This window comes from Acidovorax sp. FG27, assembly GCF_040365715.1.
GTDB lineage: Bacteria > Pseudomonadota > Gammaproteobacteria > Burkholderiales > Burkholderiaceae_C > Paracidovorax.
Genome location: NZ_BAABVY010000002.1, coordinates 400,919 through 423,904 on the forward strand (window position 1 = coordinate 400,919; position 22,986 = coordinate 423,904).

The window sequence follows — 22,986 nt, forward strand, 5'->3', positions numbered from 1 at the left end:
AATTGTAGGGATGGAGATTCGCCAACGTGCCCTGCAGGTCTTGTGCATCGCAGAACCTGAACAAAAAGCGGCTGCAGCGCTCGAACTGCATGTGCGAGCAGCTACTCTTTCGATAGCAACCGACGCCGTGCTCCACGCGCCGCCGGAGATCGACTTGCCCGGCCGCCCGGCCCGGCCCGAATTGCGGCGCCATACCGAGATGGCGCGCCGCTCCCCGGCCACGCCGCACGGCCGGGCGGTGCTGATGCATGCCATCGCCCACATCGAGTTCAACGCGATCAACCTGGCGCTCGACGCCGTCTGGCGCTTCGCCGGCATGCCGGACGCCTATTACCGCGACTGGCTGCGCGTGGCCGCCGAGGAGGCCAGCCACTTCGGCATGCTGCAGGCGCACCTGCAGACGCTGGGCCATGCCTACGGCGACTTTCCCGCCCATCAGGGCCTGTGGACGATGTGCGAGAAGACGGCGCACGACATCGTGGCGCGCATGGCGCTGGTGCCGCGCACACTGGAGGCGCGTGGCCTGGACGCGACGCCGCAGATCCAGAACAAGCTGCGCCAGATCGGCGCGCCGGACGCGCTCGCGGCGGTGGGCATCCTCGACGTCATCCTGCGCGAGGAGATCGGCCACGTCGCGATTGGTAACCACTGGTATCGATTCGTTTGTGAACGTGACAAGCTCGACGCCGAGCAGTACTACGCCGTGCTCGTGCGCCGCTACGAAGCGCCGCGCCTCAAACCGCCCTTCAACGCCACCGCGCGCAGGGCCGCGGGCTTCAGCGACGCGGAAATGGACTGGCTGCAGCACGGCTGACGCGCATTGCGCCATGCCGGGGCCGGCAGTTCGCCCCGCCCTCACGCCCGGCCCCACGCGGTGCGGCAGTTGGGTGGGCGCCCCGTTCTTTCCTACAATGTGTTGACACTTGCGCAGCCCTGGCGTGTGGCGCGGCCCCTGCTGCCTGCCGCGGCTCCATCCCCCACTTCTCTCATGTCCACCATCCAGCCCTCTGCCGAAGCCGCGAACCCCTCTTCTGCCGCCAGCGGCTCCACCACGGGGTCGATGATCGCGCGGCAGGCCATCGTGAACGACCAGCAGGCCGTCATCGGCTACGAGCTGTTCAACCGGTCGCGCGCGGCGGTGGACCACACCGCGGCCAGCGACGTCATCCTGGTGTTCACCGCGCTCTCGCACGCCGGCACGGAAGACCTGGTCGGCAAGAAGCTGATCTTCGTGAATTGCACGCACGAAAGCCTGGCGGGCGGCCACCTGGAACTGGTGGACCCGGAGAAGGTCGTGCTGGAGATTCCGCCGCTGGGCCATGCCGCCGCGGAAGAGGTTTCCACCCGCCTGCCCATCCTGACCGAGCTGCGCGACCGGGGCTTTCACCTCGCCTTCAACCACACGGTGCTGCAGTCGGCCTACGCGCCGTGGCTGCCGCTCGCCGACTACATCAAGCTCGACCTCTCCGTGCTGGCGCACGACCAGCTGGCGGTGCTGATCAACTATGCCGGCCGGCAGTCCCGCGCCGAGCTGATCGCCGAGAAGGTCGAAACCGCCCAGCAGTACGAGATGGCCGCCAGCAAGGGCGTGCAGCTGTTCCAGGGATTCTGGTTCTCGCGCCCCTCGCTGGTCGAGGCCAAGCTGCTCAACCCCGGGCAGCACAGCATCATTCAGCTCATCAACCTGGTGCGCAACCAGGCCAGCACGGACGAGATCGAGGAAGTGCTGAAGAAGGACGCGGGCCTGGCCTTCAACCTGATGCGGCTGATCAACTCCACCGGCTTCGGCCTGGCGCGCGAGATCACCTCTTTCCGCCAGGCCGTCATGCTGATGGGCCTGAAGAAGCTGTTCCGCTGGGCGGCACTGCTGCTCACCGCCTCGCGCAGCGGGGGCATTCCCTCGGCCGTGGGCCACACCGCGGTGGTGCGGGGGCGGCTGATGGAACTGCTGGCGCTGGAAATCCTGCCGGCCGAGGAAGCCGACCAGGCTTTCGTCGTCGGCATCTTCTCGCTGCTGGACGTGATGCTCAGCATGCCGCTCGCGTCGGCCGTCGGGCTGCTGCACGTGCCCCAGCCGGTGGCCGAGGCGCTGCTCGAGCGCACGGGTACCCTGGGCCAGCTGCTGATCCTGGCCGAGGCCTGCGAGTCGCACGACGATGCGGCCTTCGACCAGGCGGCGCAGCAGCTGGGCCTGACCAGCCAGCAGATCAACTGGGCGCATCTGCAGGCGCTGGCCTGGGCGGACCATCTGGGCGACGAGGGCTGACGACGTCGCGCGGGGCGACCTGCGCGCCAACACGGCGCGCCGGATGACATTCGTTGGAGGTGGCTGCTTCTAGAATGTAAACAATCCTTTGCTACCGTCAGCCCCTTCCATGTCGAGCTCCACCCCCTCCTCTTCGCCCGACTTCCAACCTACCGAACCCGCGGGACTGGAACTGCTCGACCCGCTGGCCGCCGACGATTCGGGACAGCATGTCGTCATCGCGCGCCAGGCCATCCTGGACGAAACCCGCGCCGTGTTCGGCTATGAGCTGTTCGACCGCTCCACCGCCCTGAATTCGCACACCGCCGCCAGCGACGCCGCCCTGCTCTTCAATGCGCTGTCGTATGCGGGCACCGAGGCGCTGGTCGGCCGCAAGACAGTGTTCATCAACTGCACCCACGAAAGCCTGGCGGGCGGCCACCTGGAACTCATCCACCCCGAAAAGGTGGTGCTGGAGGTGCCCACGCTGCCCGAGACCGCCACGCCCGAAGAGATCGAAGGCCGCATTCCCGCGCTGGAGGCCCTGCGCGCCCGGGGCTTTCGGCTCGCGTTCAACCAGAAGGTGCTGCGCCGGGCCTATGCGCAATGGCTGCCGCTGGCGGCCTTCATCAAGCTCGACACCCAGGCCTTCCGGCCCGAACTGGCCGAGCCGCTGGTGAAGTTCGCCCGCACCCACACCCAGGCCACGCTGGTGGCCGAGAAGATCGAGACCGCCGAGCAGCACGAGCGCATGGCCGCGCTGGGCGTGAAGCTCTTCCAGGGCTACTGGTTCGCCCACCCGTCGCTGGTCAAGGCGCAGACCATCCGCCCCTCGCAGGCCACCATCCTGCAGCTCATCAACCTGGTGCGGCGCCAGGCGTCCACGTCCGAGATCGAAGACCTGCTCAAGAAGGACCCGACGCTCTCCTTCAACCTGCTGCGCTTCATCAATTCGTCCGGCTTCGGCCTGTCGTGCGAGATCACTTCGTTCCGCCACGCAGTGATGATCCTGGGGCTGAAAAAGCTGTTCCGCTGGGCGGCGCTGCTCATGACCACCTCGCGCGCCGGCGGCTCGCCACCGGCCGTGGGGCAGACCGCCGTGGTGCGCGGCCGGTTGATGGAGCTGCTGGCCGCCGAGCTGCTGCCCCCCGAGGAATGCGACAACGCCTTCGTGGTGGGCGTGTTCTCGCTGCTCGACACCATGCTGGGCGTGCCGCTGGAAAAAGCGCTGGAAACCGTCGCCCTGCCCCAGCCGGTGACCGACGCGCTGCTTCACAACAGCGGCGTGTTCGCACCCTTCCTGGAGCTGACGAAGGCCTGCGAGACCGGCGACGACGTGGCCTTCGCCCGCGCCGCCGAGACCCTGCACCTGTCCAACCGCCAGATCAACTGGGCCCACCTGCAGGCGCTGACCTGGGCCGAGAGCCTGACGGCCGAGTGACGCGCCGACGGGCGCCGCCCGGCCCACGCACCCGGCCAGGCGGCGCTGCATTTGCTATCAATAAGTGAGCACCAGGCCCAGGCGCATCAAGCGCCGGGGGCCGATTCAAGCTGATATTTCGACCAGCCCGGCCAACGCAGGGCCGCCTTACTGCGCGCGAATGTTCGCGGCGCGGATGACCTTCAGGTTGCTCGCCGATTCCGCCGCGATCTGCCGTGCGAAGTCGGCCGCCTTGCCGCCGGTGGGCACGTTGTCGGATGCCTCCAGCCGGGCGCGCAGGTCGGGCTGGGCCAGCGCCTTGTTGATCTCGGCGTTGAGCCGCTCGAGCACCGGCGCCGGGGTCTGCGCCGGCGCGAAGACGCCGAAGAGCGAGGTGAGGTTGGCCGCGGGAAAGCCCAGCTCGGCCAGGGTGGGCACCTCGGGCAGCGTCTCCAGGCGGCGGGGCGCGCCCACCGCCAGGGCGTGCAGCTTGCCCGCCTTCATCTGCTGCATCACGGCCGGCCCGGCGTTGGTGGAGAGCACCTCGAACTGCCCGCTCAGCGCGTCATTGAGCTGCTGGCCGCCGCCCTTGTAGGGCACGTGCGTGATCTGCGCCTGGCTGGCCAGCATGATCTGCTCGAGCATGATGTGGCCGAGCGAGGCCAGCCCCGACGTTGCCCAGCGCACCTCGCCCGGGCGGACCTTGGCGGCCGCCATGAGCTGGCGGAAGTCCTTGGCCTGCGTGGCCGAGGTGCCCACGAGCAGCACCGGCGAATACATCACGCTCGCCACCGGGGCGATGTCGCGTACCGGGTCGAACGGCGACTTGCCCAGGTGCGGGTTCAGCACCAGCGGGCTGATGGCCGAAAAGCCCAGCGTGTAGCCATCCGGCGCGGCCTTGGCCACCGCGTCCATGCCGATGCTGCCGCCCGCGCCGGCCTTGTTGTCCACCACCACCGGGGTGTTGAGTTGGGCGGCGAGCTTGTCGCCCAGCGCGCGGGCGACCACGTCGCTCACCCCGCCCGCCGGGTAGGCGACCACGATGCGGATCGGCTTGGAAGGCCAGGGCGCCTGCGCGAAGGCGGGCCAGGAAGCGGTGGCCAGCAGGCCGGAAATGCAGAGCGCAAGGCGCCGGGACATGGGAGACATGGAGAACTTCGGAGGTAAAGAACAAAGAAAGGGGATAGCAACCGGACCCGCCCCTGCACCGGCCGGGCTGCCCGGCCGGCCGGTCGATCAATCGGCTAGCTGCAACTGCCGGTCGCGGATCAGGCGCGACCATTTCTCATTGTCGGCCTTCACGAAGGCCGCGAAATCGGCCGAGCCCAGCGAATGCACCTCGGCGCCGGCGGCCACGAACTTGGCCTGCACGTCCGGCTGGGCCAGCACGCGCGCCAGCTCCTGCGCCAGCCGCTCGGTCACCTCGCGTGGCATGCCGGCCGGGCCCACCAGGCCCTGGAAGCCCACCGACTCCATCGCGCCCAGGCCCAGCTCGCGCACCGTGGGCACGTCGGGCAGCTGCGGGTCGCGTCGGGGGCCGGTCACGGCAAGCGCCCGCAGCTTGCCGCCGCGAATCTGCGGCAGGAGCACGGTGCCGGCGTCGATGAGCAGCTGCGTCTGCCCGCCGATCAGGTCCTGGATGGCGGGCGCGCTGCCCTTGTAGGGCACGTGCGTCACGTTCATGCCGGTGGCCTGGTTCATCAGCTCGCCGTTCAGGTGGGTCGAGGTGCCCGCGCCGCCGGAGGCGTAGTTGGCTTCGGCCTTGTGGCTGCGCGCCCACTCCACCCAGGCGCGCAGGTCCTTCGCGGGGTGGTCGGGCCGCGTCACCGCGATGTAGCTGCCCTGGCTGATCTGCCCGATGTACGTGAACTGGCGCACCGGGTCGTAGGGCATCTTCTTTTGCAGATAGGGCGCGATGGCGAAGGGGCCGGTGTTGGCCAGCAGCAGCGTGTAGCCGTCGGGCGCGGCGCGGGTCAGCTCGGTGGCGGCGATCATGCCGCTGGCGCCGGGTTTGTAGTCCATCACGATCTGCTGGCCCAGCGCCTGCTGCAGCGGCACCTGCACGGTGCGCGCGGCGAAGTCGATGCCGCCGCCGGGCGGGTAGCCGACGATCAGCCGGATCGGCTTGGCCGTGGGCCAGGCCTGCGCCGAGGCGACGGTGGACAGCAGCGCCAGCGCGCACGCGCCGGCCCAATGCTTGAAGGTGATGGCCATGTGTCGAGTCTCCGTGTAGGGATGAAAAAGCGCGCCGGCCCCAGAGCGGCCACGGGCGCGCCGAGCGCCATTATGGAAACGCTGCGCACCGCGACGGAAACGCGCCGCACCGCGCAGAGGAATCCGCCACTTCCCCACCCATCCAACGGTGATGACGGGCGGCCCTGAGGGCGGCGGCCCACCCGCCGCGGGTCAGCCGCGCGGATGGTGCCGGGCGTGCAGCTGCTTGAGCCGCTCGCGGGCAACGTGGGTGTAGATGGTGGTGGTGGAGATGTCGGCATGGCCCAGCAGCAGCTGCACCACGCGCAGGTCGGCGCCGTGGTTGAGCAGGTGGGTGGCGAAGGCATGGCGCAGCGTGTGGGGCGACGGCGGCGCGCCGATGCCGGCCAGCTGCGCGTTCTTCTTCACGATGACCCAGAACATGGCCCGCGTCATGGCGGCGCCGCGCTGGGTGACGAACAGGTCGTCGGTCTGCTGGCCCGCCAGGATGGCCGGCCGGGCCTCGGCCAGGTAGCGCTCCAGCCAGCGGCCGGCCTCTTCGCCGAAGGGCACGAGCCGCTCCTTGCCGCCCTTGCCCAGCACCCGCAGCACGCCCTCCTGCAGCCCCACCTGGAAGGTCTTGAGCGTGACGAGCTCGGTCACGCGCAGGCCGCTGGCATACATAAGCTCCAGCATGGCGCGGTCGCGCAGGCCCAGCGGGGCGGCGGTGTCGGGCGCGTGCAGCAGGGCCTCGACCTGGGCCTGCGTCAACGTCTTGGGCACGCGCAGCGGCTGACGCGCCGCCTGCAGCCGGGCCGTGGGGTCGGCGGCGATGCGCCCCTCGCGCAGCGCCCAGTGGAAGTAGCGGCGCAGCACGGTCAGCCGCCGGTTGGCGGACGTGGCCTTGGTGCCGGCGTGCCGGGCGGCGAAGTAGCCTGACAGATCGTCCTCGGCGGTGGCATCCAGCGCCAGCGCGGGCGTCCGCTCCGCGAGCCACGCGGCATACAGCGTCAGGTCCTGCCGGTAGGCGGCCAGCGTGTTGCGCGAGAGGCCGTCTTCCAGCCAAAGGGCGTCGATGAAGGTGTCGATGGCGGTCTGGCTGGTGGCGAGCATGCAAAAACCATAGCAAAAAAAGCCGCCCCGGGGGCGGGGCGGCCTGTTTTGACCGCGGATGGGAGGCGATCGATCAGTCCAGCGCCAGCTTCTGCTTTTGCACGACCTGCTTGTAGATGGCGTACTCGGCCTTGATCTGCTCGGCGAACTGCTCGGGCGTGTTGGCGATGACGATGGAGCCGGTGTCCTCGATGCGCTTCTTCACGGCCGGGTCTTCCAGCGCCTTGCGCACGCCGGCGTTGATCTTGTCGACCACTTCCTTGGGCAGGCCCTTGGGGCCGAGGATGCCGTAGTAGGCCATGCGGTTGACCGGCTCCAGGCCCACTTCCTTGAAGGTGGGCACGTTGGGCAGGGCCGCCACGCGCTGGGGCGCGGCCACCACGATGGGCACCAGGCGCCCTTCCTTGATGAAAGGCAGCGCCGAGGGCAGGTTGTCGAAGATCATCGGCACCTGGCCGGCCACCGTGTCGTTCAGCGCCGGGCCGGCGCCGCGGTAGGGGATGTGCGTGACGAAGGTGTCGCTCAGGCTCTTGTAGAGCTCCATCTGCAGGTGGCCGATGCCCCCCGTGCCGGAGGACGAATACGAGTACTTGCCGGGCGACTTCTTCAGCTCGGCGACGAAGGCCTTGTAGTCCTTGGCGGGAAAGCTCGGGTTGACCGCGATGATGTTGGGCGTGGCCGCGATGTTGATGATCGGCGTGAAGTCGGTCAGCGGGTTGTACGGCGTCTTGGGGTTGATGGCCGGGTTGGCGGCGGTGGACGACACCGTGGCGATGCCCAGCGCGTAGCCGTCGGGGGTGGCGCGGGCGGTCTCGGCCGCGCCCACGATGCCGCCGCCGCCGGGCTTGTTCTCCACGATCACCGACTGGCCCAGGGCCTTGCCCAGGGGCTCCGAGATCACGCGGGCGATGATGTCCGTCGTGCCGCCAGGCGCGAAGGGCACCACCAGGCGGACTGGCTTGTTGGGGTAGCTCTGCGCCATCGCCGTGCCGGCGGACAGCGCCACAGCCGCTGCGATCCAAGTTCTGCGTTGCATGAGTCGATCTCCTGTATTCGAGTAACAGCGGTGACAACCGTGAGGCCGCATCCTATACGTTGACTGCCGGCAGATCGTGGCGGGCGTACCGGGTTTCGATGAGGGGTTTCCCTGGAAGCGGGGCTAACTGTCAGCGTGCCGCAAGGCTTCCATGGCCGAGGGCGGCGGGTATGCTCGGCGGGTGAACTACGCCCAGTTGCTGCTGCCCGATTTCTCGCTCATTTTGGTGGGCTATTTGCTCTGCTGCTTCACGCCGCTGGGGCGCTCGGTGTGGCAGCCGGTGGAAACACTGGTGTACTTCCTGCTCTTTCCGGTGCTGCTCTTCCAGTCCATCGTGAAGAGCCCGATCCGAGTGGGCGAGGCCTCCGGGCTGATCGTGGCCGGCGTGCTGGTGGGCCTCGCGGGCATCGGCCTGGCCTACCTGCTGCCGCGCATGCCGGGCCTGCGCGGGCGCATCGACTTGCGCGACCACGCCGCCAGCGCGCAGATCGCCTTCCGCTTCAATTCCTTCATCGCCCTGGCGCTGGCCGAGCGACTGGCCGGCCCGCAGGGGCTGCTGCTGATCGCCGTGCTGATCGGCGTGTGCGTGCCACTCTTCAACGTGGCGGCCGTGTGGCCGATGGCGCGCGCCGGGCAGACCGGCTTCCTGCGCGAGCTGGTGCGCAACCCGCTGATCGTGGCGACGGCCACGGGGCTGGTCGCCAACCTGCTGGGCTTTCGCATTCCGGGCTGGGTGGAGCCCACGGTCAGCCGCATCAGCGCGTCATCGCTGGCGCTGGGGCTGATGGCCGCCGGCGCGGGCATGCAGTTCGGCACGCTGGCGCGCGGCAAGCTGCTGGCGGTGTCGGTGCTGGTGATCCGGCACCTGGTGCAGCCGGTGCTGGCCTGGTGCATGGCCCGCCTGCTGGGGCTCGATGCCGTGCAGACCACCGTGCTGCTGGCGTTCACGGCCCTGCCCACGGCGTCGACCTGCTACGTGCTGGCGGCGCGCATGGGCTACAACGGCCCCTACGTGGCAGGGCTGGTCACGCTGTCCACCGTGCTGGGCATGGTGAGCCTGCCGTTCGCGCTGGGGGTGCTCAGGCCCCTGTGAGCCGCCGTCGGCAGCGGTGGAGCAAAAGGCCCATCGCTATCAAAACAATAGCTACCGGCGCTTGCTATATGGGCGCCAGAGCCCTATTGGGCATCGAATTCCTGCGCCAGCGCCCAGGCTACGTGCTCGCGCACCAGCGGACTGGCGTGCTCCGCACGGGCGGCGAGCGCGGCGCGCACTGCGGCGTCGCCGGTCTGGCGCAGCGCATTGCCCAGCGCCACGGCCACGTTGCGCAGCCAGCGCTCGTGGCCGATGCGCCGGATCGGGCCGCCTTCGGTCAGGCGCAGGAAGGTGGCTTCGTCCCAGCCGAAGAGATGCACCAGCTGCTGGCCCACCAGCCCGGCCCGCGCATCGAAGTCGGGCAGCCGGCTCGCCTGGGCGAACTTGTTCCACGGGCAGATCAGCTGGCAGTCGTCGCAGCCGTAGATGCGGTTGCCCATCAGCGGGCGCAGCGGCTCGGGAATGGCGCCCGCATGCTCGATGGTGAGGTACGAGATGCAGCGCCGCGCATCGACCCGGTGCGGCGCCACGATGGCCCGCGTGGGGCACACGTCGATGCAGGCCTGACAGCTGCCGCAGTGCGGCGTGACCGGCGCGCTGGGGGCCAGCGCCATGTCGACGTAGATTTCCCCCAGGAAGAACATCGAGCCCGCCTCGCGGTGCAGCACCAGCGTGTGCTTGCCGCGCCAGCCCTGGCCGCTGCGGCTCGCGAGCTCCGCCTCCAGCACCGGCGCCGAGTCGGTGAACACGCGGTGGCCGAAGGGCCCCACCGCCTGGGCGATGCGGTCGGCCAGCTTCTGCAGGCGGGCGCGCAGCACCTTGTGGTAGTCGCGGCCCCGGGCATAGACCGAGACGATGCCCTCGGCCGGGCGACCGAGGCGGGCGAATTCGATGGCCTGCCAGCCTTGCCGCGCCGTGGAATCGGCGAAAGTCGCGGCGGGCAGGTAGTCCATGCGCGCGGTGATGACGCTCACCGTGCCGGGCACCAGCTCGGCGGGCCTGGCGCGCTTGAGCCCGTGCGCCTGCATGTATTGCATCTCGCCATGGAACCCTTGCCCCAGCCACTGCATCAACCCGGGTTCGGCCGAGGACAAATCCACGCCCGCGACGCCGATTTGGGAGAATCCCAGTTCGCGGGCCCAGCCTTGCATTTGAGGAACGAGTTGACTGCTGAACGACATCACGGCCAGATTGTAGAAAGCCCCCTGCCCGCGCACGCCGGCGTGGAGCCGACCGCCGACCCTGCCCGCATCGACTGGCAGGGCGAGGACGACACCGTGCGCTTCGCCGAGCGCCTGGCCGCCCTGGGCGCGGTGCGCGACGCCTTCATCACGCTGCACGGCGACCTGGGTGCGGGCAAGACCACGCTGGTGCGCCACCTACTGCGCGCCCTGGGCGTGCAGGGCCGCATCAAGAGCCCCACCTACGCGGTGGTGGAGCCGCACGACGCGCAGGGCCTGGCCATCTCGCACTTCGACTTCTACCGTTTCAGCGACCCGCGCGAATGGGAAGACGCGGGCTTTCGCGACATCTTCGCCAGCCCCGGCCTGAAGCTGGCCGAGTGGCCTGACAAGGCCGCCGCGCTGCTGCCGCCGGCCGACCTGGCCATCCACATCGATGCGGTGGACGACGTGCACCGGCGCGTCACGCTGCACGCCGGCACGCCGCGTGGCCGCGAACTGCTGCAAGGACTGAGCGCATGAGCGGCGCGACGGGAACCACCGCCGCCGCGGGCCTGGCCGGGGCCTCGCGCCGCCGGCTGCTGATGCAGGCCGGCTCGCTGGTGCTGCTGCTGGGCGCCCAGCAGATCGCACGGGGCGCCGGCATCGTGGCCGTGCGCGTCTGGCCCGCGCAGGACTATTCCCGCGTCACCATCGAATCCGACCGCCCGCTGGTGGCCAAGCAGTTCTTCGTCGCCACCCCGCCCCGGCTGGCGGTGGACATCGAAGGCATCGACTTGAACCCGGAATTGCGCGAGCTGGTCGCCAAGGTCAAGGCCGACGACCCGAACATCGCCGGCATCCGCGTGGGGCAGAACGCGCCCGGCGTGGTGCGCCTGGTGGTCGATCTGAAGCGCGCGGCCCGCCCGCAGGTGTTCTCGCTGCAGCCCGTGGCCGCCTACCAGCACCGGCTGGTGTTCGACCTGTACCCGGCCGTGGCCGAGGACCCGCTGGAGGCCCTGATCGCCGAGCGCCTGCGCGAGGCGCCCACCCCGGCGCCGCTGCCCCACATCGCCGCCAAGCCCGGCTCGCCCACCGATCCGCTCGGCGACCTGATCGCCCAGACCGGGCAGCGCCCGGGCGCGCCCGCGCCCGCCCCGGTGCCGGGCGTGGCCCCGGCCGCGCCGCCGCTCGTCGCCACCGCCCCGCCGGCCCCGCCTCCACCACCGCCGCTGCGGCCGGAACCGGCCGTGCCCTCGGCTCCCGCCATCGCCCGGGCGACCGACCGGCTCATCATCGTGGCGCTGGACCCGGGCCACGGCGGGGAGGACCCGGGCGCCATCGGCCCGGGCGGCACGCGAGAAAAGGACGTGGTGCTCAAGGTGGCGCATCTGCTGCGCGACCGCATCAACGCCACCACCGTGGGGGGCAACCCGATGCGCGCCTTTCTCACGCGCGATGCCGACTTCTTCGTGCCGCTGGGCGTGCGCGTCGAGAAGGCCCGCCGCGTGCAGGCCGACCTGTTCGTGTCGATCCATGCGGACGCCTTCACGACGCCGGCCGCGCGCGGCGCCAGCGTCTTCGCGCTCAGCCAGGGCGGCGCCTCCAGCACCGCCGCCCGGTGGCTGGCCAACAAGGAAAACCAGGCCGACCTGGTGGGCGGCCTGAACGTGAAGGCGCAGGACCAGCACGTGCAGCGCATGCTGCTGGACATGAGCACCACCGCGCAGATCAACGACAGCCTGAAGCTCGGCAGCGTGCTGCTGGGCGAGATCGGCGGCATGGCGCGGCTGCACAAGCCGCGGGTGGAACAGGCCGGCTTCGCGGTGCTGAAGGCGCCCGACATTCCGAGCGTGCTGGTGGAGACCGCCTTCATCAGCAACCCCGAGGAAGAAGCGAAGCTGCGCACGGCCAGCTACCAGCAGCAGTTGGCTGACGCGCTGATGCGCGGCATCACGCGATACTTCGCCAAGAACCCGCCCCTCGCGCGCAGCCGGTCGGTGTAGCCGCGGCCGCGCCGCGCAGGGGCGCCCCGCCACCCACGAGGAGAAGCACCATGGCACTGCCACACGCCCGCTCGGGAGACGTCGTCAGCCTCCTTCCCCCTGCGCGAGAAGATCGCCACCACGGCCACCGCCGCCATCATCAAGGCCACGCAGCTCGAAGTGATCCGGGTGGTGCTGCGCGCCGGCCAGGAGATGCGCCAGCACGACACGCCGGGCGAGATCACCGTGCAGTGCCTGGAGGGCGAGGTGGAATTCCACACCGGCAGCTCCGCGCATCTGCTGGCCGCGGGCGACTTCCTGCACCTGGCGCCCCGGGCGCCGCATTCGCTGCGGGCGCTGAGCGACGCCTCGTTGCTGGTCACCATCGCCCTGGTGGGCAGCTGATGGACCCTGCCGGCGTGGTCGCGGTGGCACCCGCCGACCCGGCGGGATGAGTCCTACAGGAGCCGGCTTCTTCTGCTGACACCCTGCGCACCGGCGCGGCGGGATAGTTGGATCACGTGCTGGATGAGTCCCCTGCCCCCGCGCAGCACTCCCGCACTCCACCCGCCTTTCGCACACGCACATAGGAGCACACCATGAACTTCCGCCATCTTCTGTCCGCCACCGTCTGCGTTGCCGCCCTGGGCCTCGCCGGCTGCTCCACCAACCCCACCAGCGCCCAGGTCGGGACCGGTGTCGGCGCGGTCGCCGGCGGTGTGGTCGGCAGCGCACTGGGCGGCACGGCCGCCACCGTGGGCGGCGCTGCAGCCGGCGCCCTGATCGGCCACGAACTCGGCGAAGACCGCGACCAGCGCCGCCGTTGAGCCCTTGCCCCACCGGGGCACACGTTCTCCAAAGCCCTTTCCAGGCCACCTGGGAAGGGCTTTTCAACTTTCGTCGCGCCACCGCCGCAGGCAGTACGCATGCCTGCACGGAGGGTGCCGTAGCATCGCGGACGAAGGTGAGTCATTGGCGCAGGGCCATCTCCGGGCAGGTGGCATGCCGCGCGGGCACGCATGCCCACATCAGCCCCACTTCATCTCGCCCTTGGCCACCTTCGCGCCCAATTGCAGCGCGACGGGCAGGCCCGCCTGGGGATAGCGCCGGGTCATCGCGGCGATCACGCCGGCACTGTCGGCTGCCTTGGCGACTTCTTCCTCGAAGGCCACCAGGTAGTCGCGGGTGTAGTTCACGGCGGAGACATCCAGCACACCGCCGGCCGAGAGATGGCCAGGCACGACCACGGCCGGCTGGCGGGCGGCGATGGCCTCGAGGTGCCGCACCCAGGCCGCGCGCGAGGCGGGCGTTGGGGTGTCGGCCGTCCAGACGTGCAGGCCCGAGAAGACCAGCACGCCGCCGAACACCGCGTTGAGCGAAGGCACCCGCAGGTAGCGGCGGGCGCCCAGTTCCTGCGCGTGCACGATCTCGATCACGTTGCCTTCCAGGCTCAGCGAAGGGCCGTCGAAGGGCTCGGGGAAGACGATGTCCGACAGCTTCTGCGGGCCGTTGTCCTTGAGCTGCGGAGACCAGGTGTCGATCTTCTTTTGCACGCTGGCGCGGATCGCGGCGATGGTGTCGGACGCGGCCAGCACCCGGGCGGTGGGGAAGGCGGCCTTGATCGCGCCCAGGCTGAAGTAGTAGTCGGGGTCGCCCTGGGTGATGTAGATGGTGGTCAGCGTCTTGCCAGACGCCCGGATCGCCTCGGCCACGGCGCGGCCGTCGGACAGGGAGAAGCCGGCGTCGATGAGGATGGCCTCGCGGGCGCCCGAGAGCAGCACGGGGGCGCGGAAGAAGCCCTGCTCGCCGGCCGGGAAGTGCTGCCACTGCAGCGGCGTGGCGGTGGCCGGCGTGGTGGCGGCGCAGCCCGCGAGGGCGGTGGCGGCGCCGGCGGCGGCGGCGGTTTGAACGAAATGTCGGCGGGTCATCATGGTCGGTCCTTGGGGTGAAGAAGAAAAGAAATGAGGGAAGGGGCGGAGGCGTCAGGCGCCCGCCACCTGCGCCAGGAAGGCCTGCGGGTTGGAGAACACGGCGCTGGAGTGCAGCACCTGCTGCTGCCCGGACTGCTCCAGCACGAAGGCCGGCACGCCGCGTGCGCCGAACCGTTCCGACAGCGCCTGCGCCTGGGCGATGCGCGCCCGGTTGGCGTCGAGCAGGGCGGCATCCGGCCGCGCCAGCCGGTCGGCGGCGGCGCCGAGGCCCAGCTGCGTCAAGGCGTCCGCCAGCATGTGCGACTGGGTGATGTCCAGGCCGTGCACGTAGCGGGCCTGCTGGATGGCCTTGAGCGCCTGCAACTCGCGCTCGGGCGCGGTCAGGGCCACGGCCGTCAGCGCGAGGGTGGCGGGGCCGCTGTCGAACATCTGGCCGAGGTCGCCCAGCACGTCGCGCTGGTACTTCTCCGTGAACCGCTGGCCGGTGAGGCGCTCGATGCGCTGGTCGTTGTTCCAGGCGTAGTCCGCGAAATCGGCGGTCATGGGGCGCGCCCCGGTGCCCGCGAAGAGGCCGCTGGGCAGGAGCCGCAGCGAGACGCCCGGCAGGGCCGCGATTTCCGCCACCGTGCCGCCGGCGCCATAGCACCAGCCGCAGAGAGGGTCGAACAGATAGTGCAGGGTCTTGGTCATGGTCGGGTCCGGAGGGGTCGTTCAGGCAGGGGTATGCAGGGAATGCAGCGATGGTAGGCAGCGCTCATTGACAAATAAATCCTGCCGAGACTGATAATCCGTATGCCAACAGCAAACAATGAACGGGAAGCAGACGCCAGCCACCTGGCCAACCTCAAGCGCATGGCGTACTTCGCGGCGGTGGTCGAGACCGGCAGCTTCACGGCAGCGGCCGAGCGGCTGGGCATCACCAAGGCCGTGGTCAGCCAGCAGGTGGCGCGGCTGGAGCGGGAATTCCGCACGACGCTGCTGACGCGCACCACGCGCAGGGTCACGCCCACCGATGCGGGCCGCGCCTTCCATGCGCGGTGCGCGCTGGTGCTGAAGGAGGCGCATGATGCGTTCGACGAACTGGGCGACGGGGTGGCGGAGCCGCGCGGCACGCTGCGGCTCACGGCCGCGCTGGACTACGGCATCACCACCATCGTGCCGGCCATCACCGAATTCACGCGCAGGTACCCGCTGTGCCAGGTGGACGCGATCCTGAGCGACCAGTCGCTCGACGTGATGTCCGGCCAGGTGGAGCTGGCGATCCGGGTGGGCTGGCTGACCGAGCCGGGGGTGCAGGCGCGGCAGATCGGCGCATTCCGGCAACTGCTGGTCGCCGCGCCCGGGTGGCGAGAGCCGGCTGCCGCCCTGGAGGGGCCGCAGGACCTGGCCCGGCTGCCGTTCGTCGCCCACACCGCCCTGCGCGAGCCCACGCGATGGACGTTCTCGCGTGGCGCGCTGGAACACCGGAGCGTCGCCCTGCAGGCCGTTGTGTCGATCGATGCGACGCTGGCCGTGCGCGAGGCCGTGCGCCTGGGCGCCGGCCTCTCCGTGCTGCCGGACTATGCGGTGGCCGAAGACATCGCCCTGGGCCGGCTGGTCCACGTGCTGCCGCAATGGACGCTGCCGTCGGGGGGCATCCACGCGGTGTTTCCGCCGGCGCGCTTTCGGCCCGCGAAGGTGCGGGCCTTCGTGGATCTGCTGCAGGAGACCGCCACGCCGGCCATCGGCCCCGGCCGGCCGGGGGGCACGCCCGGCGGGTGAGCCCGCTTGCGCAAGCCGCTCACTGCCGCGGCGCTGCGGCACCGCAGGCGTGGATCAGCGGCTCAGGCCCGGACCTGCTCGGGATACAGGCCCTGCACGCGCCCGAAAAGGCGGCCGAGGCCCAGCAGGGCGGCGATGTTCGGGGTGGCCAGGCCCAGCCGCTGGCCGATCTCGTAGGCCGCGCCGACGATGGCGTCCAGCTCCAGGGGACGGCCGGCTTCGACGTCCTGCAGCATCGAGGTCTTGAAGGCGCCCAGCCGGGCCGTCAGCGCCTGGCGTTCCTCCGCGCTCTGCGCGATGGGGCAACCGATGCGCTCGCCGATGGCCGCCGCCTCGCCCATGGCCGCCGCGCAGAAGTCCCGGACCAGGGGGTCGGCGAGGATGCGGTCCAGGGTAGCGCCGGTGAAGGCGCTGATCGGGTTCATCGTCATGTTGCCCCAGAGCTTGTACCAGATGTCCTGGCGCACGTCGCTGCTGGCGGTCGCCTCGAATCCGGCCTGCGCCAGCAGCGCGGCGACGCGGCTGGCACGGGCGCTGGCGCCGCCGCGTGGCTCGCCGACGATCAGGCCCTGGCCGGAGCGGTGCTGCACCAGCCCGGGCTCGGACAGGGCGGCGCCCGCATGCACCACGCAGCCGACCACCTGGTCGAACGGAATCGCCGCGGCGATGGCGCCGCCCGGGTCCACGCTCTGCAGCGGGCCGCCGGCCGGGCCGTCGACGCCGATGCAGAACCACCAGGGCACGCCGTTCATGGCGGGCAGCACCACGGTGTCCGGCCCGATCAGCGGGCCGATGGCCTGCGCCACCTGCGGCAGGGCCGGCCCCTTCACGGCGATGACGACCAGGTCGTACGCCCCGAGCTCGGCCGCGTGTTCGCTCGCCTGCTCCACGGGGCCCTGCAGCCGGCCACCGGCGCCGTCCAGACGCCAGCCGTGCGTGCGCAGTGCCGCCAGCGTGGCGCCACGTGCCAGGGCGCTCACGCGGGCCTGGCCGGCGGCGGCGAGCCGCGTGCCGATGAAGCCGCCGATGGCACCCGCGCCGACGATGCAGACCTTCATGCCCAGGCCCTCCGCTGGCGGCAGTGCAGGTGGCTGCAAGGTCGGGGCCGTTTCTGGAGAGGACATTCGAGCTGCATGGGACTGGAGCGGATGAAACGATGGCTCAGACGGCGGCGGCCTTCTGGCGGCCGGCCCGCCAGGCGCCGAAGAGCGCGATCACGCCGGGGATGAAGATCATCGCCCAGATGATCTTGTCCAGATGCTGCTGCACCCAGGGGAAGTTGCCGAAGAAGTAGCCGGCCGTGCAGATGCCCAGCACCCAGAGCAAGGCCCCGCCCACGTTGAATGCCGTGAACTTCGCCCGGCCCATGGCCGCGACACCGGCCACGAAGGGCGCGAAGGTGCGGATGAACGGCATGAAGCGGGCGATGACGATGGTGATGCCGCCGTACTTCTCATAGAAATCGTGCGCCTGGTCGAACGCCCGGCGGTTGAACCAGCGGGAGTCTTCCCACTGGAACACCTTGGGGCCGAGCTTGCGGCCGATGGTGTAGTTGCACTGGTCGCCCAGGATGGCGGCGGCGAGCAGAACCACGCAGGCGATGGAGAAATTCATGAGCCCGGCGCCGCTGAGCGCGCCCACGATGAACAGCAGCGAATCGCCCGGCAGGAAGGGCATCACCACCACGCCGGTCTCCACGAACACGATGATGAACAGCAGCGCGTAGACCCATGGGCCGTAGCTGGCCACGAAGGCCGCCAGGTGCTTGTCGACATGCACGATGAAGTCGATCAGAAAGCTCACGAGTTCCAAGCCGGTTCCTTTCAAAAAAGCAGCGCGGTAATGTACCGCAGCGCCTTTTTGCGGGAACCGGCGGCCGGCGGTGGCCTACTGCGTCTTGGCGCCGCCCTCGAACCAGCGCTTGACCAGCGCCCGTTCTTCGTCGGTCATGCCGGTGGCGTTGTTCATGGGCATGAGCTTTTGCATCGCCACCTGCTGGTAGATGGCCTGGGCGTGCTGCTGCACGGCCGCTGGCGAATCCACCCGCAGGTTCTTCATCTGCACTTGCTCGCCATGGCAGAGGTAGCAGCGCTGGGCCAGCACCGGCTGCAGCTGGTCGTAGCCGACGGGCTGGGCATCCGCCATGGGGGCGGCCCCGGCGGGCGGCGTGGCGGGGACCACGGAGGGCTTCAGGCCGATGAGGGTGCCGATGATCACCGCCAGCCCCACCAGCGCATAGGGCAGCGGGTGCGCGTTGCGGCCGAGCTTCCAGCCGTGGCGCATCACGAAGAACTGGCGGATGGCGGCGCCGGCGAACATCATCAGGATGAGGATCAACCAGTTCTGCGGATGGCTCCAGGTGAAGCTGTAGTGGTTGGACAGCATGCAGAACAGCACCGGCAGCGTGAAATAGGTGTTGTGCACGCTGCGCTGCTTGCCGCGCTTGCCGTGGATCGGGTCCACCGGCTCGCCGGCCTTCATTTGCGCGATGACCTTGCGCTGGCCGGGAATGATCCAGAAGAACACGTTGGCGCTCATGGCGGTGGCGATCATGGCGCCCACCAGCAGGAAGGCGGCGCGCCCGGCGAACCAGTGGCATGCCAGCCAGGAGGCGACGCACACCAGCACGAAGACCAGCGCGCCGACGATGGCGTCGCCGTTCTTGCGCTGGCCGAAGATGCGGCAGATGGCGTCGTACAGCAGCCAGAAGACCACCAGGAAGGCCAGCGCGACCACGATGGCCGTCGCGGACGCCCAGTCCATGCGCGACTTGTCGATGAGATAGGTGCTGGCGCTCCAGAGGTACGACACGGTGAACAGCGCGAAGCCGCTGATCCAGGTGCTGTAGCTTTCCCAGAAGAACCAGTGCAGGTGCTTGGGCAACTGGGGCGGCGCGCCGGCGAACTTGACCGGGTGGTAGAAGCCGCCGCCGTGCACCGCCCAGAGCTCGCCACTCACGCCCTGCTTCTTCAGGTCGTCATCGACCGGCGGCGTGAGGCTGGAGTCGAGGAAGACGAAATAGAACGACGAGCCGACCCAGGCGATGGCGGTGATGACGTGGACCCAGCGCAGCAGCAGGTTGGCCCAGTCCAGAAGATAGGTTTCCATAGGTTCTCAGCTTTCCGGCGGCGCGTGGGGCGCCGCTCGATGCGATCTGCTCACCACTGCGGGCGCTCTGAGCAGTCGAATGGGGCCGCGCACCTTGGCGTCGTTGTGCAAGGACGTCCGCCGGGGCACCGCTGCGACCTGATGGGTGACGCGAAGTGTATGCAGGAATTGTTCCCACGACCAGCCTGCGCCGCCTTCCATCGGGGCGTGCCAGGAATTTGTTGACGACCTGGGCCCGCGACTCCGGCCGTCTTCAGCCCGGGCCGGGCAGGCACTGCAGCAGTTGCGCCGCCACGGCGATGGCGATCACCTCGGGCGCCTTGCCGGTGATGCCCGGCACGCCGATGGGGCAGGTCACCTGGGCCAGCTCGGCCTCGGTGAAGCCGCGCTCGGCCAGCCGCCGGCGGAAGGTCGCCCACTTGGTGCGGCTACCGATCAGGCCGATGAAGGGCAGGTCGCCCCGGGTGCGGCGGCGCTGCAGGCAGGCGGCGACGATGTCCAGGTCCTCGGCGTGGCTGAAGCTCATCACCAGCACCATCGAGCCTGCCGCCAGCGTGGGCACCGCGCCCTGCACCGGCTCGGAGTGCTCGCAGACGGCGCCCGCCGGCGCATCGGCCGGGAAGATGCCGTCGCGGCTGTCGATCCAGTGCAGAGCGAAGGGCAGCGGGGCCAGCACCCGGGCTAGCGCATGGCCGACGTGGCCGCCGCCGAAGAGCGCCACGGGCTGGCCCCGGGGCCCCAGGCGCTCGCGCAGGGCCGGCAGTTGCTCCGCCGTGATGCATTCGAGCCGCACCTGCACCACGCCGCCGCAGCACTGCCCCAGGCTGGGGCCGAGCGCATGGCGCACCAGCAGGCTGGCGCCCGCGCCGGCCGGCCGCGCGGCGGCCAGCCAGTCGCGCGCGTCGGCGATCGACTGCCACTCGAGATGCCCGCCGCCGATGGTGCCGATGACCGGCCCGCCCCCGGCGAACACGGCCATCCAGGCGCCGGCCTCCCGCGGCACCGAGCCTTGGGTAGACTCCACCGTCACCAGGCAGGCCGGTGCGCCGGCCAGCTCGTCCTGCAGGCGCTGCCACGCCGTCATATCGCCACCCATTCGAGTCCTTCCATGTGCCGGGATGCCCACCAGCCGCTCAGCCTGCCGGCGCGGCCGGGGCAGCACAGCATAGCGAGCGATTACACCCACCATGACCCAGCCGCCCTCGCCTTCCCAGCCGCCACGCCGCAAGCGCCCCTTCTGGTTGCCGGCCAGCCTGATGGCCGCCGCCGCCGCGCTGATGAGCGCCTGCCGCCCTCCCGCCGCGCCGCCGCGACCCGAGGAGACGCGCCCCGCCAGCAGCGAGCCGCCCGCCGTGGTCGGGCCGGTGCCGGCCGAGCGCGGGTCGGCCCGCGCGTCTGCCGCCGCCACGCCGCGCGCCTATCGCCAGGACGCGGCCACCCACCTCTACGGGCTCAACGCCGACCGCATCCACAAGGGCAAGCTGCCGCCGCTGCTCTATGCCATCGGCGTGCTGGAAGTGGACATCGACAAGGCCGGCCGGGTGACCGCCGTGCGCTGGCTGCGCGCCCCGCGCCATGCGCCCGAGGTGATGAAGGAGATCGAGCGCCTGGTGCGCGAGGCGGCGCCCTTCCCGGCACCGGCGCGCATGGGAAAGGTCACCTACACCGACACCTGGCTGTGGGACAAGTCGGGGCGGTTCCAGCTCGACACGAAGACCGAGGGACAGCTGTAGGCCTGGTGGCCGGGTTTCCATGTCAAAACGGCCGCACGCGCTTGCGCATCAAGCGCGTACAGCTATAGTTTCAATAGCAATCAGGAGCCGCGGTAGGTGGAATAGCTCCAGGGGCTGACCAACAGCGGCACGTGGTAGTGCTGGTCGGCATGCGCCACGCCGAAGTCCAGGTGCACCACGTCGAGGAAGTTGGGCTCGGGCAGTTCCACGCCCCGCGCCTGGAAGTAACCGGCCACCTCGAAACTCAGCCGGTAGGTGCCGGCGCGTAGGCTGGCGTTGTCGAAGAGCGGCGTGTCGGTGCGGCCGTCGTGGTTGAGCACCAGCCGCTTGATCAGCGTGGCCTGCCCGCTGGCGGTGGAATACAGCGACACCACCATGCCGGCGGCGGGGCAGCCATGCATGGTGTCGAGAACGTGGGTACTCAGGCCCATGGGGAATCTCCTATGAGGGTGGCCACCGTGCGGAACGCGGTGTGGACCAAAAGTGTATACACTTTTGGTCCATCCGCACTCGCGTATCTTCCATGGAAACCTCCTCCACCAACGCCATCGTCGAATCGCTCACCCGCGCGATCGCCACGCATCGGCTGCAGCCCGGCACCAAGTTGGCCGAGCAGAAGCTGGCCGATCACTTCGGCGTGTCGCGCACGCTGGTGCGGCAGGCGCTCTTCCAGCTGGCGCAGAACCGGCTGGTGACGCTGGAGCCCGCGCGCGGCGCCTTCGTCTCCACCCCTTCGGAAGAAGAAGCCCGGCAGGTGTTCGCCGTGCGCCGCATGCTGGAGGCCGAGATGACGCGCGCCTTCGTGCAGGGCAGCACGCCCACCAAGATCCGTGCCCTGCGCGACCACGTGCGGCGCGAACAGGCCGCCGTGGAGGGCACCGACGCCACCAGCCGCACCGAGCTGCTGGGCGACTTCCACGTGCGCATGGCCGAGCTGATGGGCAACGAAGTGCTGGCCCAACTGCTGGGCGACCTGATTTCCCGCTGCGCACTCATCACGCTGATGTACCAGTCCGCCAGCGCCGCCGCGCATTCGCACGAAGAGCACGGCGCCATCGTCGATGCGCTGGCCGCTGGCGACGAGGAAGGGGCCGTGCAACTGATGCAGGCCCATTTGCTGCATGTGGAGACAAGCCTGGCCTTCGACCACAAACGCCCCCTGAACGATCTGTCCGTGGCGCTGTCGCCGCTGCTGCAACCCTGATACCCCCATGACGCTCTACGACTCCACCCTGCCCTACCCGCGCGACCTGGTCGGATACGGCCGCAACCCGCCCCACGCCCGCTGGCCCGGCGGCGCCCGTATCGCCGTGCAGTTCGTGCTGAACTACGAGGAAGGCGGCGAAAACTCCGTGCTGCACGGCGACGCGGGCAGCGAACAGTTCCTCTCGGAAATGTTCAACCCCGCCGCCTACCCCGAGCGCCACATCAGCATGGAAGGCATCTATGAATACGGCTCGCGCGCCGGCGTGTGGCGCCTGCTGCGGGAATTCGAGCGCCGGGGCTTGCCGCTCACCGTGTTCGGCGTGGCCACCGCGCTGCAGCGCCACCCCGACGTAGCCGCCGCATTCGGCGAACTGGGCCACGACATCGCCTGCCACGGCCTGAAGTGGATCCACTACCAGAACGTGCCCGAAGACGTGGAGCGCGCTCACATGGCCGAGGCGATGGACATCATCCGGCGCCTGACCGGCAACCGCCCCCTGGGCTGGTACACCGGCCGCGACAGCCCGCGCACCCGCCGCCTGGTGGCCGACTACGGCGGCTTCGCCTACGACAGCGACTACTACGGCGACGACCTGCCCTTCTGGATGAAGGTGCAAAAGACCGACGGCAGCGCCGTGCCGCAGCTGATCGTGCCCTACACGCTTGATTGCAACGACATGCGCTTCGCGCTGCCGCAGGGCTATTCGCATGCCGACCCGTTCTTCCAGTACATGCGCGATACCTTCGATGCGCTGTATGCCGAGGGCGACCCGGCCGGCGAAGACCGCCCGAAGATGATGAGCATCGGCATGCACTGCCGCCTGCTGGGCCGGCCCGGCCGCATCACCGCGCTGCAGCGCTTCCTCGACCACATCCAGCAGCACGACCAGGTGTGGGTGTGCCGCCGGCTCGACCTGGCGCGGCACTGGGCGCAGCAGTACCCGGCACCGGCCCTCTGACAAGCAAACAAACGGCCTCTGGCGCCCGTCCCACCTGCGCCAA

Annotated in this window: 23 protein-coding genes and 1 pseudogene; 12 read left to right on the top strand and 12 right to left on the bottom strand. The window is 70.0% G+C overall.

Annotated elements, in window-relative coordinates; genetic code table 11:
• Window positions 1–10 precede the first annotated feature (10 nt).
• The 3 genes from ABWV53_RS02325 (at window position 11) to ABWV53_RS02335 (ending at window position 3,686) form a co-directional block, all read left to right on the top strand.
• Entirely contained in the window at window positions 11–814 is an 804-nt protein-coding gene (locus ABWV53_RS02325; protein WP_353362498.1) for a ferritin-like domain-containing protein, read from the top strand.
• 174 nt (window positions 815–988) lie between these two features.
• On the top strand, window positions 989–2,266 hold the full coding sequence (locus ABWV53_RS02330; protein ID WP_353362500.1) for an EAL and HDOD domain-containing protein: 1,278 nt from the start codon (window positions 989–991) through the stop codon (window positions 2,264–2,266).
• 109 nt (window positions 2,267–2,375) lie between these two features.
• Entirely contained in the window at window positions 2,376–3,686 is a 1,311-nt protein-coding gene (locus ABWV53_RS02335; protein ID WP_353362502.1) for an EAL and HDOD domain-containing protein, read from the top strand.
• 147 nt (window positions 3,687–3,833) lie between these two features.
• Here ABWV53_RS02335 and ABWV53_RS02340 read toward each other — a convergent pair whose 3' ends face one another.
• The 4 genes from ABWV53_RS02340 to ABWV53_RS02355 all read right to left on the bottom strand — a co-directional run bounded on the left by ABWV53_RS02340 (window position 3,834) and on the right by ABWV53_RS02355 (window position 8,007).
• Window positions 3,834–4,814, bottom strand: coding sequence for a Bug family tripartite tricarboxylate transporter substrate binding protein (locus tag ABWV53_RS02340; RefSeq protein WP_502903812.1), 981 nt, complete (start codon window positions 4,812–4,814; stop codon window positions 3,834–3,836).
• Window positions 4,815–4,901: 87 nt separating this feature from the next.
• On the bottom strand, window positions 4,902–5,879 hold the full coding sequence (locus ABWV53_RS02345; RefSeq protein ID WP_353362506.1) for a Bug family tripartite tricarboxylate transporter substrate binding protein: 978 nt from the start codon (window positions 5,877–5,879) through the stop codon (window positions 4,902–4,904).
• 192 nt (window positions 5,880–6,071) lie between these two features.
• Window positions 6,072–6,971 carry a site-specific tyrosine recombinase XerD gene (gene xerD / locus ABWV53_RS02350; protein WP_353362508.1) on the bottom strand — a complete coding sequence of 300 codons (900 nt, stop codon included), beginning with the start codon at window positions 6,969–6,971 and terminating at the stop codon, window positions 6,072–6,074.
• A gap of 73 nt (window positions 6,972–7,044) precedes the next feature.
• The gene (locus tag ABWV53_RS02355) at window positions 7,045–8,007 is read right to left on the bottom strand and encodes a tripartite tricarboxylate transporter substrate binding protein BugE (protein ID WP_353362510.1); all 963 of its coding nucleotides are present in this window, start codon (window positions 8,005–8,007) and stop codon (window positions 7,045–7,047) included.
• Window positions 8,008–8,158: 151 nt separating this feature from the next.
• On the opposite strand from ABWV53_RS02355, the gene ABWV53_RS02360 reads away from it, so the two are divergent.
• Window positions 8,159–9,100 carry an AEC family transporter gene (locus tag ABWV53_RS02360; protein ID WP_353362512.1) on the top strand — a complete coding sequence of 314 codons (942 nt, stop codon included), beginning with the start codon at window positions 8,159–8,161 and terminating at the stop codon, window positions 9,098–9,100.
• Window positions 9,101–9,183: 83 nt separating this feature from the next.
• Here ABWV53_RS02360 and queG read toward each other — a convergent pair whose 3' ends face one another.
• A complete protein-coding gene (queG, locus tag ABWV53_RS02365; protein ID WP_353362514.1) occupies window positions 9,184–10,251 on the bottom strand; it encodes a tRNA epoxyqueuosine(34) reductase QueG in 1,068 nt (355 codons plus the stop codon).
• A 12-nt stretch (window positions 10,252–10,263) separates the two neighbouring features.
• Between queG and tsaE the strand changes: the two genes are divergently transcribed.
• The 4 genes and pseudogenes from tsaE (at window position 10,264) to ABWV53_RS02385 (ending at window position 13,072) form a co-directional block, all read left to right on the top strand.
• Window positions 10,264–10,803, top strand: coding sequence for a tRNA (adenosine(37)-N6)-threonylcarbamoyltransferase complex ATPase subunit type 1 TsaE (gene tsaE / locus ABWV53_RS02370; protein ID WP_502903813.1), 540 nt, complete (start codon window positions 10,264–10,266; stop codon window positions 10,801–10,803).
• Window positions 10,800–12,266 (top strand): N-acetylmuramoyl-L-alanine amidase, encoded by a 1,467-nt coding sequence (locus ABWV53_RS02375; protein WP_353362518.1) that lies wholly within the window; start codon window positions 10,800–10,802, stop codon window positions 12,264–12,266. Before tsaE ends, ABWV53_RS02375 begins: the two co-directional genes overlap by 4 nt.
• A gap of 50 nt (window positions 12,267–12,316) precedes the next feature.
• Window positions 12,317–12,650: pseudogene (locus ABWV53_RS02380) on the top strand (cupin domain-containing protein).
• A 194-nt stretch (window positions 12,651–12,844) separates the two neighbouring features.
• Window positions 12,845–13,072 carry a YMGG-like glycine zipper-containing protein gene (locus ABWV53_RS02385; RefSeq protein WP_353362520.1) on the top strand — a complete coding sequence of 76 codons (228 nt, stop codon included), beginning with the start codon at window positions 12,845–12,847 and terminating at the stop codon, window positions 13,070–13,072.
• A gap of 201 nt (window positions 13,073–13,273) precedes the next feature.
• Here the strand turns inward: ABWV53_RS02385 and ABWV53_RS02390 are convergent, their stop codons facing one another.
• Together ABWV53_RS02390 and ABWV53_RS02395 are read right to left on the bottom strand one after the other, a co-directional pair.
• A complete protein-coding gene (locus ABWV53_RS02390) occupies window positions 13,274–14,176 on the bottom strand; it encodes an MBL fold metallo-hydrolase (protein ID WP_353362522.1) in 903 nt (300 codons plus the stop codon).
• Between the two features lie 51 nt (window positions 14,177–14,227).
• A complete protein-coding gene (locus ABWV53_RS02395; RefSeq protein ID WP_353362524.1) occupies window positions 14,228–14,866 on the bottom strand; it encodes a DsbA family protein in 639 nt (212 codons plus the stop codon).
• Between the two features lie 102 nt (window positions 14,867–14,968).
• Here ABWV53_RS02395 and ABWV53_RS02400 point away from each other — a divergent pair, with 102 nt between their 5' ends.
• Window positions 14,969–15,937 (top strand): LysR family transcriptional regulator, encoded by a 969-nt coding sequence (locus ABWV53_RS02400; protein WP_353362526.1) that lies wholly within the window; start codon window positions 14,969–14,971, stop codon window positions 15,935–15,937.
• A 62-nt stretch (window positions 15,938–15,999) separates the two neighbouring features.
• Here ABWV53_RS02400 and ABWV53_RS02405 read toward each other — a convergent pair whose 3' ends face one another.
• The 4 genes from ABWV53_RS02405 to xdhC form a co-directional block, all read right to left on the bottom strand.
• A complete protein-coding gene (locus ABWV53_RS02405; RefSeq protein ID WP_353362746.1) occupies window positions 16,000–16,995 on the bottom strand; it encodes a 2-dehydropantoate 2-reductase in 996 nt (331 codons plus the stop codon).
• Window positions 16,996–17,098: 103 nt separating this feature from the next.
• Window positions 17,099–17,749, bottom strand: coding sequence for a DedA family protein (locus ABWV53_RS02410; protein WP_353362528.1), 651 nt, complete (start codon window positions 17,747–17,749; stop codon window positions 17,099–17,101).
• 75 nt (window positions 17,750–17,824) lie between these two features.
• Window positions 17,825–19,045: a urate hydroxylase PuuD gene (locus tag ABWV53_RS02415; protein ID WP_353362530.1), complete on the bottom strand. Its 1,221-nt coding sequence runs from the start codon at window positions 19,043–19,045 to the stop codon at window positions 17,825–17,827.
• 253 nt (window positions 19,046–19,298) lie between these two features.
• Window positions 19,299–20,129 (bottom strand): xanthine dehydrogenase accessory protein XdhC, encoded by an 831-nt coding sequence (xdhC, locus tag ABWV53_RS02420; protein WP_502903820.1) that lies wholly within the window; start codon window positions 20,127–20,129, stop codon window positions 19,299–19,301.
• 103 nt (window positions 20,130–20,232) lie between these two features.
• On the opposite strand from xdhC, the gene ABWV53_RS02425 reads away from it, so the two are divergent.
• Complete coding sequence (locus ABWV53_RS02425; protein WP_502903814.1) at window positions 20,233–20,778, top strand: energy transducer TonB; 546 nt, start codon at window positions 20,233–20,235, stop codon at window positions 20,776–20,778.
• 80 nt (window positions 20,779–20,858) lie between these two features.
• On the opposite strand, the gene uraH is transcribed toward ABWV53_RS02425, so the two are convergent.
• Window positions 20,859–21,209 carry a hydroxyisourate hydrolase gene (gene uraH / locus ABWV53_RS02430; RefSeq protein WP_353362534.1) on the bottom strand — a complete coding sequence of 117 codons (351 nt, stop codon included), beginning with the start codon at window positions 21,207–21,209 and terminating at the stop codon, window positions 20,859–20,861.
• A 92-nt stretch (window positions 21,210–21,301) separates the two neighbouring features.
• On the opposite strand from uraH, the gene ABWV53_RS02435 reads away from it, so the two are divergent.
• Together ABWV53_RS02435 and puuE are read left to right on the top strand one after the other, a co-directional pair.
• Window positions 21,302–21,982 carry a GntR family transcriptional regulator gene (locus ABWV53_RS02435; protein ID WP_353362536.1) on the top strand — a complete coding sequence of 227 codons (681 nt, stop codon included), beginning with the start codon at window positions 21,302–21,304 and terminating at the stop codon, window positions 21,980–21,982.
• A gap of 7 nt (window positions 21,983–21,989) precedes the next feature.
• Entirely contained in the window at window positions 21,990–22,943 is a 954-nt protein-coding gene (gene puuE / locus ABWV53_RS02440) for an allantoinase PuuE (RefSeq protein ID WP_353362538.1), read from the top strand.
• The last annotated feature ends 43 nt before the right edge of the window (window positions 22,944–22,986 follow it).